The following is an 11,395-nucleotide window of genomic DNA, read 5'->3' as shown; positions in this document are numbered from 1 at the left end:
CAGGTTAATCAGGTTGAAGGTTGCAGGTTAATCAGGTTGAAGGTTGAAGGTTAATCAGGTTGAAGGTTGAAGGTTAATCAGGTTGAAGGTTGCAGGTTACAGGTGTTCTTGGTCTTGGTTCCAGGTTAGCCGGTTCGAGCTTAGTAGGTTCCAGGTTAGAACCTTGGCCTTTCGGCCACGCTACGCGAACAACCTTCAACCTGTTAACTTTCAACTGAAGCCGAACCTTCAACCTGTTAACCTTCAACCTGTTAACCTTCAACCTGTTAACCTTCAACCTGTTAACCTTCAACCTGTTAACCTTCAACCTGTTAACCTTCAACCTGTTAACCTTCAACCTGTTAACCTTCAACCTGTTAACCTTGGCCAAAAGGCCACGCTACGCGAACAACCGTTGTTGTAAACCTTCAACCCGGGTTAGACTTTCCTGGAGTAGTACTCAACCACCAGTAGCTCGTTAATTTGTAATGCCACCCATTCCCGATCAATAATCCCATTCACCTTACCGGTGAAGGTGTTCTTATCAAACTCTAAATGACTAGGAAGGTTTGCTAAGCCAGGAAATTCCAAGTTACGTTCTACTAGACGGCGGGATTGATCACGGTTTCTAACCGCAATCACATCGCCAGGGCGACACTGATAGCTAGGAATATTAACTACTTGACCATTTACAGTAACATGACCGTGATTCACGAGCTGACGAGCCGCTGGGATGGTACCTCCCATACCCATGCGGAAGACTGTGTTATCCAGTCGCATCTCTAGCAGTTGCAGCAAAGCTTGTCCAGTGGAACCAGTGGCTCGACGAGCTTTACGGACATAGCGAATTAACTGCTTTTCAGTCACTCCGTAGTTATAGCGCAGTTTTTGCTTTTCTTCGAGACGGATCGCATATTCTGAGCGTTTCCGACGGTTTTGACCATGTTGACCTGGGGGATAGGCACGGCGGGGTGTTTTACGACTTAAACCGGGCAAATCACCCAGACGGCGAACGACCCGCAGACGCGGGCCTCTATATCGGGACATATAACTTCCTCTGTACTATCTTGTGTACTATTTTGACTAAAGATTTCCCAAAACTATTATCTTACAATTTATTAGGGCAGTGGGCATAAGGAAATTGGCATGGGGAAGATTTCGAGCAGGTGTTAGCTCAATAGCCCTATCTACGGCAATTTCCATACTGCAAACCACCTGAGTTCCATATAACGGGATTAGCGCTACCGAACTCATAGGCGATAGCTCCACCAAAGAAGGCGGGGTAAAGGCTTTGACCCAACTACCCTAAATAATCACTTCTAGGGTTATATCATGTCCGGATAATTAGTGATAAAAAACCATTTCCGATTAAACTTTACTCCTTTTCTTCTGCCAAATGCCATTCCCCTCCTGGGAGGGGTTAGGGGTGGGTGCCCTCTGCCTTCGATTCGGCGCAAGCGTGTAAGTATTCAACCGGACATGATATTAGTGACCCAGGACGTAATTAAAAATCAGCGGAGCTACAATTGATGCGTCCGATTCAATCACGTAACTAGGGGTGTCCGTATCAAGTTTGCCCCAACTAATCTTTTCACTAGGTAGTGCGCCACTGTAGGAACCGTATGAGGTGGTACAATCACTAATCTGCGCGAAGTAACTCCACAACTTACAGTCTTCCTTGAGATCCTGGTGGATCAGTGGCACAACGCAGATGGGAAAATCTCCAGCAATTCCACCCCCAATTTGAAAGAACCCCATGGAAAAATCTCTAGTATTTTCCTTATACCAATTCACAAGAAATACCATCAGCTCAAGACCGCTCCGCACAACATTCAAGCGACTGATATTGCCTTTGATAACTTCAGAAACAAAGGAATTTCCCAGAGTTGAATCCTCCCATCCAGGAACAAAAATAGGAATTTGTTTCTGCCATGCTGCGATCACCCATGAGTCACAAGGATCAATTTCATAAGAGTCTTTAAGCTCTTGACTTTCAATAAGTTGATAAATGAACTCGTATGGGAAAAAGCTTTTGCCAGATTGATCAGCTGCTTGCCACAGTTTCACCATATGCTGATCAATTTTCCTCATCGCTTCTTCTTCAGGGATACAGGTATCAGTAACTCGATTCATCCCGGACTCAAAAAGAGCCTTTTCCTCTTCTGGTTTCAGTGAACGATAATCCGGTAATCTCTTATATTGAGAGTGGGCAACCAGATTGAAGATATCCTCTTCAAGATTCGCTCCAGTACAGCAAATGGCATGTACCTTGTCTTGGCGAATCATTTCAGCCAGAGAGATACCCAGCTCTCCTGTACTCATGGCACCAGCCATAGTCAGGAACATTTTATTACCAGATTCCAGGTGTTTCACCCATCCTTCAGCCGCCTGAACACACACGGCTGCATTAAAGTGTCGAAAATTTCTCTTCATGAACTCTCGAATCATCGTTTTTCCTCCAATAGTGGGTATTACAGTTGAGTACTTTACAGCAATATAGATAAACGTTTTAGAAACAGCAGAATTACCCATTGATAAAATGGTAAAAAACCGGAAGCACCAGTTAGTTAACAGCCTTGATGAAAAACTTGCTAGTGCGAACTTGAACTTTCCCTCGGCTAAAGCACTAAGGAAATAAGCTACGATATCAAGTCTTCATATAATTGAAAACATCTTACCGTTCGCTCCGGATCAAAACTCCCAGGACTGACTTTGACTAGACTTAAGCCTTGATGCAGTCCATCATGGGGAGTCAGCTAGCGGGTTTTTCAACACTAAACACTGCTAGAAAATCCTGATCTAGTCAACTAGCTTTTGAGGTGTATGATTCCTCTTGACACTCCCGCGCCGTAGAACGGCGGGGATTCTTGGTTCATTGAGGCTCCGTAACTGAGCAGGACCTATCCAACGCAGCTAGAGGGAATCTCTCCCCAAGCGTATAAGTTCCGGTGGGGCACACCGTACTTAAACCCAGTTGCAAAATGTTCAATGCAGCGTTAATATACCGGTATTGAATCAACCCACAATCAGGACAAATATGGGTTCTTGTTGATAGAGATTTATGCACTTTTTTCCCACAATTAGAACAGTTTTGAGAGGTATTATGAGGCGGTACTGCCACCGTAACATTGCTATATTTATAACCAAAGTATTCTAACCATCTGCGGAAATTTGACCATCCAGCATCACTAATACTTTTGGAAAGACGACGATTTTTGACCAAGCCTTTAACATTTAAGTCTTGCCTTCGGCACGCTGCGCGAACATAGGCGCGCCATACGTTAGACTGGATTAAACGGAGTGCAACTCTCTTTGCAAACTCTTCTCGCTGCCGACTTACTCTTAAATGTTTTCGTGCGTATCTCTGTCTTGCCTTGATATAGTTCTGAGTTTGTGGTTTTCCTTTACGGAACTTTTTAGACTTTTTTCGGTTAGCTCGGTTCAGTTGTCGCTCAGATTTTCGGTAGAACTGTGGATTCGGTTCTGTCTGACCATTGCTCTGTGCCAGAAAGTATTTAATCCCTAAATCCAGCCCTAGCGCTTTTTGAGAAGGTTCTATTGCTGGGACGATGTCTCTAGGGTCTAATCCAATAATGAATTGCACATAATATCCATCAGCCCGTCTCAAAATCGAAACCCGTTTAATCTGTTCGGGTTGAAAGTAATTTAAATCACGAGAACCAATGAGTTTGAGCCGACCAATTCTTTTCTTATCGGTAAATTCAATGTGTTTTCGGTTTTCCGATAACTTCCAGCCTGAGATTTTATACTCAACTGAACGAGAGCGCTTTTTAAAGCGAGGATAGCCCTTCTTACCGGGTTTGCTCTTTTTGCAATTCTCAAAAAATCGATTAATTGCTCTGACAACCCGCTCTATCCCTACTTGACAAGCATGAGAGTTTAAATCCTCAACAAACTTAAACTCTTTTCTAAGCAATGTGTTGTACCTAAAAAGTTCTTTCTTTCCCACGCCACGATGATCCATCCAATAGCGAAGCGCTTTATTTCTGACAAACTGTGTTGTCCGAATGGCTTCCTCTATGGCTGAGATTTGTGTGGGCTTGGGATTGACTTTGAACTCTAGTACAAACATTATTGCTACCGAGCAACTTCATATCATTCTAACATAGAAGCTGAATATTTTTGAGTTTCACGGGTTAACCGTCCTGGAAGGACGGGGCTTGTATCCCGCGTTTCTTGGTCACAGACTTTTATCATATATCAATCTGTTGACACCTGTCTTGAAGGTCACTGGTGGAGCGGACAGGGAAATAACTGACCTCCCTCATCTGGCGTTGCTCCCGTTGTGGGATGATTGAAGGGAATGGACAGCCAGTAAGTGTTTTGCTATGGTTAGTCTTAAATCTAGAATAGCATCGGCTGTTGATTTGAGGCACTGATGGCCTGTTCACCGATTACTTTTATCTGAGTCCTGATACGATTTACGCCATGACAGACTTGATTAGTGAAATTTTAAGTAAAGTAGGGTCAGTTGCTTCTCAAGTACCGCCATACTTTGAGTCCCTAGAGACCTACGCTGTTAAGAAAGTTTCCGATGCTGACACCATTGATGTGATTGATGCCTCCGGAGAAGAAATTACAGTGCGCTTCGTTTACATTGATGCACCAGAAACTCCTAAGGGGTGGGGTTACAAAAAACTTGAGGATAAAAATCAGGACAATGCGCTCTATCAAAGTCAATTTAAGTGGGGCAAAGAAGGTAAAGACTGGGTCAAACAGTTGGTAGAAGAAAACGGGAATAAAGTTAAATTGAGAATTACCGACATCGACACTCGCTACAATCGTAGCATTGGCGAAGTTTACTTATTGGATGGCACGTTTCTTCAGCATAGTTTAGTAAAAGAAGGATTAGCACTGATTTATTACGATTATTTTAGTAAGTGCCCTCGTGAGATGGCTATCTCTCTTCTGTTGGCAGAGGCAGATGCGGAACGCCAAGGAAAAGGGTTATGGCAAGAACCGAAGTCAGGATTTATCCAGCCTTGGTTGTTTCGTCCCCTTAAGAAAAAGCAAAAAGCCCTGCTTGAAGACCCAGATGCAGATCAGCAGCTTACAGAAAAAATTCAAACCCTCTGTGAAGACCTAGAAGGTGGCAAAATGACTAAAGATCAGTTTGAGGATAGGTTTAAGGAGACGCTGAAGTAATATAGCAGTTCTAAATTGGTTGAGGTACTTTTGTTCTGGGTTTTAGGGAGTAGGGAGTAGGGAATAGGGAGTAGGGTTAAGAACATTGAATGTAGGTCATCTAGCCATTTGCAGATAAGTTAATTAATAAAATTGGACAAAAAAGATACAGTCCACTTATATATTTGCAATAATCAATACTTATGTTGAATGCCAACTGCTCTATTCCCTATTCCCTATTCCCTATTCCCTATTCCGAAGTTATATAAAAACTTTTATATCCAAAAAATTAGCATAATTAAGGGCAAAAAAAGGATTAATTTAGAAACCGCTACAGCTCCCGATTTAGTAGTATAAATTGATATTACCAGTAGTTCTATGAACCGTTTTGCAGTGTATGCAGAGTTAGGGGTTTCATAATTTTGGCTTTATTATGGTGAATCTTTTGAGATTTATCAGTTACGATATCGAGAATATAGTCTTTGTCAATAAAGTTTTGCTTTTCCTGGTTTACCTATAGGGTAAATTGAGGGATTTTTAGCAGAGGTGGACACCAAAGATTATTTGCAGTTGGTAGCAGAATTTCGGAGTTGGGTGAGGAAGCGTTAAACTCGTCTAAATTCTCAACATCCCCTTTGATATCATACCGAGTTGCATTCAAAGATAGTAGGTAAGCATTCAGCTCTCAGCTCTCAGCTCTCAGCTCTCAGCTCTCAGCTCTCAGCTTTGAGCTTTGAGCTTTTAAATAAAACAAGTAAGCATTCGTTTAATCTTTGTTACGTCAGCTGAATGCTGACGGCTGACGGCTGACGGCTGACGGCTGACGGCTGACGGCTGACGGCTGACGGCTGACGGCTGACGGCTGAATGCTTACGATAGTAGATTGGTTGGATAGGGAGATAGGGAGATAGGGAGATAGGGAGATAGGGAGATAGGGAGATAGGGAGATTGGGGGAAGATAAAGTTGTACGTTTGACCGCAACTTGGTATCAGAAGATGTTGAAGAAAGTTTCTAAAGCTAGAGATTGCAGAGTCTAAGCAACCGTGCCTGTAATAGAGTATTGTCCTAAGCTGCCGTAATCACTGTATCCGGTAGCTAAGTTTCCTTGACCAGTACCATCAATGCTTAGATAATACTGTCCTGGATTCAGGTCAACATTAAAGCTAGCGGACAGAGAACCGATGGGATTAGAGGAGCTAATCAGTTGACCGGAAGCATTATATAGCTGAGCCAGAATGTCTAAATTAGGTCCTCGCTCAAAAGGCTTAATATCTAGGGCTATGTTGCCCGTTGTTGAATTGAACGTGAACCAGTCAATGTCGTTATTTTGTTCAATAATGCCATAAGTTTCCACCTGACCATCATTGATCGATAGCGCTGCTGCACTGGTTAGCTGGTTACTATAATCGTCCAGGCGATAGCCAAAACCATTTTGCCCAGTGATGATATCTAGGTCATCTTCTTGGTTGCTGGCACCGGTATACTCACCTTTGCTCCATTGAGTTAGATTTCTATCGTTGCCCTCTCCCATAATAGGAGCCCACCCTGTTTCGACACTGCCATTGCCATGACCATTGTAGTACTCGTTGGTTAAATTACCGTCATGTGTAAGACCCAAGGTATGAGCTACCTCATGGCTAATAGTTTCAGCCACCGCTTTCTCATTACCTCCAGCGCGATTCTCTGAAAAAATAAAGGCGGGGGTATCACTGTCCCAGTTGAATGAATTCATATAAGCCAAACCACCGGTACCTTTTTGATACCAGGAACCATCTCCCCCAATCACAACGCGAATGCCCCATTGGGAATCACTATCGCTAGTTTTTTTGAGTTGGTCATCGGAAGGTTGGGCAGTAGTCACATTCACATCAAAGGGACTAAAGTCTTCTGCCACCCGTTGCCAAATGCGCCAAATAGTCTCTCTCTCAGCAGTGGAGAAATTGGAAGTATCCCCATCCGTGTCATAGGCAGGGGTCACAATGGAACTCCCGAAGTTCTTGTTCCATAGGGTATTTGTGGTAGTATGACCATCAAAGTCAAGGTAGATAATGTGCTCTGCCCCTGAGTTACTGTTGAGGGAAAAGACTTGGTTCGGGTTAAAGGGCTGATAGGTATTTGGTTTGCTAGTTCTAGACAACTCTAAATCATAGGAAACATTTCCATTGCTACCAGGAGCATAGCGTTTTACCTGGGCAAAGTAAGTTCCACTGGTAGCACTGTAGTTGATAACATCGTCAGCATTGCCACCCTGTAAAGAGCTAGCCACTTGTTGGTCGCCCAAGTCAAAGATGCCATTGTTGTTAGTGTCCCGGTAGAGTCTGAGGTTAGCATCATCTCCCGCACTGATATTGTGTAAATTTAGGTTAATTTGACGGTTGTTTGAGACCCTAAACTTAAACACATCAGTGGCGTCTGAGGTAGTGAGTGTGTAACGATTGCGGCTGATGGGATTGCCGCTGAAAGTGCCTAAATTGAAAGTACCCATGATTAACTGCTTGTCTCTTTTCTGTGAAAAGCACGGTAAATTAGCCCAAAAACTGGATTTTACTGGCGCTTTCCTACATCTACAGGGTAATAAACCACACCTAGTTTTTTAAGATTTGTAAGCAAAGTTTATCAGCTCTTAATTTTTAAGGAAATTAGCTGAATTATCACAGCTGTCAGCGCTGATTGGTAAACGAAGCTATAACCATGGCGCTGCAAGGCTTTCAATAATTCGGCTTCGGTTTAGCCCTGTTCCCTGAAATCCATATCTGTCAAGGGATTTGAGCTCTTTATAGTTACTTTATAAAGTAGCTCTGCTGGATTACTCTAAATTCTCAACATCCCCTTTGAGATCGGAAGATGTTGAAGAAAGTTTCTAAGGCATTAGATTGCAGAGTCTAAGCAATCGTGCCAGTAATAGAGTATTGTCCTAAGCTGCCATAATCACTGTATCCAGTAACTAAGTTTCCTTGACCAGTACCCTCAACGCTTAGATAGTACTGTCCTGGATCGAGGTCAACATTAAAGCTACCGGATAGAGAACCGATGGGATTAGAGGAGCTAATCAGTTGACCAGAAGCATTATATAGCCTAGCCAGAATGTCTAAATTAGCTCCTCGCTCAAAAGGCTCAATATCTAGCGCTATATCGCCCGTAGTTGAATTGAACTCAAACCAGTCAATGTCGTTATTTTGTTCAATAATGCCATAATTTTCCACCTGACCATCATTGATGGATAGCGCTGCTGCATCGGTTCGCCAGTTACTATAATCGTCCAGGCGATAGCCAAAACCATTTTGCCCAGTGATGATGTCTAGGTCATCTTCTTGGTTGCTGGCACCGGTATACTCACCTTGGCTCCACTGAGTTAAGTCCTTGAAATCGCTATTCCCCATGATAGGAGCCCATCCTGTTGGGCCGCTGCCATGACCACTGTAATACTGGTTGGTGAAATTACCGTCATGTTCAAGACCCAAGGTATGACCTACCTCATGGCTAATGGTCTCAGCCACCTCTTTCTCACTGCCGTTATACTGTTCTGAAAAAACAAAGGTGGGGGTATCACTGTCCCAGTTGAATGAATCCATATAAGCCACACCAACGGTACCTGGTTTATACCAGGTACCATCTCCCCCAATCACAACGCGAATGCCCCATTGGGAATCACTACCGCTAGTTTTTTTGAGTTGGTCATCGGAAGGTTGAGCAGTAGTCACATTCACATTAAAGGGACTAAAGTCTTCTGCTACCCGTTGCCAAATGTGCCAAATCGTCTCTTTCTCAGCAGTGGAGAAATTCGAAGTATCCCCATCCGTGTCATAGGCAGGGGTCACAATGGCACTCCCGAACTCCTCGTTCCAGTCAGTACCTGTGGTGGTGTGACCATCAAAGTCTAGGTAGATAATGTGGTCTGCGTCTGGGTTGCTGTTGAGGGAAAAGACTTCGTTGGGGTTAAAGGGCTGATAGGTATTTGGTTTGCTAGTTGCAGTAGTTCCAGTAGTTGTAGTAGTTCCAGACAACTCTAAATCATAGGAAACAATACCATTGCTACCAAGAGCGTAGCGTATTACCTGGGCAAAGTAAGTGCCACTGGTAGCACTGTAGTTGATAACATCGTCAGCATTGCCACCCTGTAAAGAGCTAGCCACTTGTTGGTCGCCAAAGTCCAAGATGCCATTGTTGTTAGTGTCCTGATAGAGTCTGAGGTTAGCATCATCACCCGCACTGATATTGTATAGATTGAGGTTAATTTGACTGTTGTTTGAGACGCTAAACTTAAACACATCAGTGCGGTCTAAGATCCTAAGCTCCCCATTGCGGATGATGGAATTACCCGTGAAAGTGCCTAAATCATCGAAAGTAGCCATGATTAACTCCTGGTTTTTTTTTCTGTGAAAAGCAAGGGAAATTAGCCTAAAACGTTGATTTTACTGGCGCTTTCCTGCATCTACAGCGTAAGAAACCACACCTAGTTTTGTATCACTCAAATACACACACTTCACTGGGTATTTACCCAATCTCGGTGACACACCAAAAGCGGACTATTTATTTGTAAGCAAAGTTTATTAGCCCCTAGTTTTGTGTCACTAAAATATACAGAATTGACTGGGGATTTACCCGATATCCGTGACACACCAAAAGCGGACTATTTATTTGTAAGCAAAGTTTATCAGCTTTTAATTTTGAATGAAATTAGCTTAATTATCACATCTGTCAGCGCTGATTGGCAAATGAAGCTATAACCATCACGCTGTAAGGCTTTCACGGATTTGGATTAGTTTTATCCCTGTTCCCTGAAATCCATATCTGTCAAGGGATTTAAGATCTTGATAGTTACTTTACAAATTAACTCTTAATATTTCATCCCTAATAGTCCAAAATGATTAAAGTAATGATTTTTAACTCCATCTCTTTTTTATTATGAAGATAATATCCAGAGCACCATTAATTTGATTATTTGTAAGCATTCAGCTATCAGCTATCAGCTATCAGTTTATAGACCCTTGGGCAAGCTACACCGAACAGCTTTTGAATAAGCGATGCAGTCGGCCAAAAAGGGTTTCCCCCATGAGCGACTGCATCAAGGGCGTTGCATTTTTGTGGGATGATATTCAAATTTGCAGAAGCTGAAACTCTTGATAAATCAGTAAAAACTTTTTCGCACATCTTGAAATCATCCCCGGAATTGTGCAACGCCGCATCAAGACAACAGGTAAGCATTCGTTTAATCTGAATAAAGTCACAGCGCTTGTGGCCTGTGCCACAAAGCTGACGGCTGACGGCTGAATGCTTACGATTATTTTAGAATTTTTAATTTTCATTTAAAAAAAATATTCAGATCTATTGTCAATGCTTTTTGAATATTTTTGATGATGTCAATTAACTAATTTTTTTATTATTAAAAAACCGATGAATCCACCTGTGTTTCTTGTCGTTGACGACCATTTAGAAGTAGCTGAAAACAACAAACTATATCTAAAAAACTTAGAAAAATCTGCCCGTTGTGTAATTGCCGAAACACCAACAAAAGCTTTTGAAATCCTTGATTGGCATACACCAGATTTAATCGTTGTAGACCTGCATTTTAGTACAATAACTGGTGATTTTTCTGCAAAACCAGGGTTAAATCTATTGCAAAATATATTCCAAAACTATCCTAGATTGAATGTTTTGGTGTACACCGAAAATCCTACTCCCCTAGTTAACTTGAATGGTATTACTAGTCATAAAGGGGGATTTACTGTGGCTAAGAAAAACAAACCAAGACAAGATTTTGTTGAACACGCCATTAGTGCTTTAAAAGGAGAATTACATTTACCCAATGAGTTGCTGCAAAAACTCAACGATAAAAAGCTCTGGGACGAGCCAAAAATTCAGTTACTGCAACTGGCTTGTCAAGAGTGCTTAAGTGATTGGGCTATTGCCCAGCGTACACATAAATGTGAGAATTCTGTTCGTAACTGTTTCAAACAAATTAGAAAATTAATGGGGATAGAAGCTCTACATGAATATATCCCAGAAAAGAAAAAGGTTAACAATGAACGGGTAGCTATGTGCATGGAGGCACATAGGCGTAATTTAATTTAGGTTAGTAGTGTGGATCGTATTCTTTGACCCACACTACTAAAATTTGATAATTCCTAGGTTGATGTAGGTTGATGTAGGGTGGGCAGTGCATCAGACAGATCAGATCAGCTGGCAATCGGGTTGGTAGGCACTGCCCACCTAGGATTCATGAGTGTGAAGTTTGAAATTTGAAGTTTGAAGTTTGAAGTTTGAACTTTC

The 11,395-nt window shown here is 42.4% G+C and carries 10 protein-coding genes; 4 read left to right on the top strand and 6 right to left on the bottom strand.

Going from position 1 to position 11,395, the window contains the following annotated elements; translation table 11 throughout:
* Positions 1–163 precede the first annotated feature (163 nt).
* Positions 164–403: a hypothetical protein gene (locus tag F6J90_RS16605; protein ID WP_293095638.1), complete on the top strand. Its 240-nt coding sequence runs from the start codon at positions 164–166 to the stop codon at positions 401–403.
* Between the two features lie 14 nt (positions 404–417).
* On the opposite strand, the gene rpsD is transcribed toward F6J90_RS16605, so the two are convergent.
* The 3 genes from rpsD to F6J90_RS16590 all read right to left on the bottom strand — a co-directional run bounded on the left by rpsD (position 418) and on the right by F6J90_RS16590 (position 4,072).
* Positions 418–1,026, bottom strand: a complete 609-nt coding sequence (gene rpsD, locus F6J90_RS16600; RefSeq protein ID WP_071106686.1) for a 30S ribosomal protein S4 — start codon at positions 1,024–1,026, stop codon at positions 418–420.
* A gap of 438 nt (positions 1,027–1,464) precedes the next feature.
* On the bottom strand, positions 1,465–2,412 hold the full coding sequence (locus F6J90_RS16595; RefSeq protein WP_293095633.1) for a deoxyhypusine synthase family protein: 948 nt from the start codon (positions 2,410–2,412) through the stop codon (positions 1,465–1,467).
* 439 nt (positions 2,413–2,851) lie between these two features.
* Positions 2,852–4,072: a transposase gene (locus F6J90_RS16590; protein WP_293095631.1), complete on the bottom strand. Its 1,221-nt coding sequence runs from the start codon at positions 4,070–4,072 to the stop codon at positions 2,852–2,854.
* Positions 4,073–4,428: 356 nt separating this feature from the next.
* On the opposite strand from F6J90_RS16590, the gene F6J90_RS16585 reads away from it, so the two are divergent.
* Positions 4,429–5,145 (top strand): thermonuclease family protein, encoded by a 717-nt coding sequence (locus F6J90_RS16585; protein WP_293095628.1) that lies wholly within the window; start codon positions 4,429–4,431, stop codon positions 5,143–5,145.
* Between the two features lie 189 nt (positions 5,146–5,334).
* Positions 5,335–5,481: a hypothetical protein gene (locus tag F6J90_RS16580; protein WP_293095626.1), complete on the top strand. Its 147-nt coding sequence runs from the start codon at positions 5,335–5,337 to the stop codon at positions 5,479–5,481.
* A 424-nt stretch (positions 5,482–5,905) separates the two neighbouring features.
* Here the strand turns inward: F6J90_RS16580 and F6J90_RS16575 are convergent, their stop codons facing one another.
* From F6J90_RS16575 to F6J90_RS16565, 3 genes are all read right to left on the bottom strand, one after another.
* Positions 5,906–6,106, bottom strand: a complete 201-nt coding sequence (locus F6J90_RS16575) for a hypothetical protein (RefSeq protein WP_293095624.1) — start codon at positions 6,104–6,106, stop codon at positions 5,906–5,908.
* A 52-nt stretch (positions 6,107–6,158) separates the two neighbouring features.
* Positions 6,159–7,610: a pre-peptidase C-terminal domain-containing protein gene (locus F6J90_RS16570; protein ID WP_293095622.1), complete on the bottom strand. Its 1,452-nt coding sequence runs from the start codon at positions 7,608–7,610 to the stop codon at positions 6,159–6,161.
* A 397-nt stretch (positions 7,611–8,007) separates the two neighbouring features.
* The gene (locus F6J90_RS16565) at positions 8,008–9,477 is read right to left on the bottom strand and encodes a pre-peptidase C-terminal domain-containing protein (protein ID WP_293095619.1); all 1,470 of its coding nucleotides are present in this window, start codon (positions 9,475–9,477) and stop codon (positions 8,008–8,010) included.
* Positions 9,478–10,519: 1,042 nt separating this feature from the next.
* Between F6J90_RS16565 and F6J90_RS16560 the strand changes: the two genes are divergently transcribed.
* A complete protein-coding gene (locus F6J90_RS16560; RefSeq protein WP_293095617.1) occupies positions 10,520–11,197 on the top strand; it encodes a response regulator in 678 nt (225 codons plus the stop codon).
* Positions 11,198–11,395: the final 198 nt, after the last annotated feature.

It is taken from the genome of Moorena sp. SIOASIH (assembly GCF_010671925.1).
Classification (GTDB): domain Bacteria; phylum Cyanobacteriota; class Cyanobacteriia; order Cyanobacteriales; family Coleofasciculaceae; genus Moorena.
This window is presented reverse-complemented; position numbering and strand designations above follow the sequence as displayed.

Excerpts from the sequence above, each read along its gene's own strand:
- F6J90_RS16570 (WP_293095622.1), bottom strand. The coding sequence starts at position 7,610 with ATGGGTACTTTCAATTTAGGCACTTTCAGCGGCAATCCCATCAGCCGC.
- F6J90_RS16565 (WP_293095619.1), bottom strand. The coding sequence starts at position 9,477 with ATGGCTACTTTCGATGATTTAGGCACTTTCACGGGTAATTCCATCATC.
- F6J90_RS16580 (WP_293095626.1), top strand. The coding sequence starts at position 5,335 with ATGCCAACTGCTCTATTCCCTATTCCCTATTCCCTATTCCCTATTCCG.
- F6J90_RS16590 (WP_293095631.1), bottom strand. The coding sequence starts at position 4,072 with ATGTTTGTACTAGAGTTCAAAGTCAATCCCAAGCCCACACAAATCTCA.
- F6J90_RS16560 (WP_293095617.1), top strand. The coding sequence starts at position 10,520 with ATGAATCCACCTGTGTTTCTTGTCGTTGACGACCATTTAGAAGTAGCT.
- F6J90_RS16595 (WP_293095633.1), bottom strand. The coding sequence starts at position 2,412 with ATGAAGAGAAATTTTCGACACTTTAATGCAGCCGTGTGTGTTCAGGCG.
- rpsD (WP_071106686.1), bottom strand. The coding sequence starts at position 1,026 with ATGTCCCGATATAGAGGCCCGCGTCTGCGGGTCGTTCGCCGTCTGGGT.
- F6J90_RS16585 (WP_293095628.1), top strand. The coding sequence starts at position 4,429 with ATGACAGACTTGATTAGTGAAATTTTAAGTAAAGTAGGGTCAGTTGCT.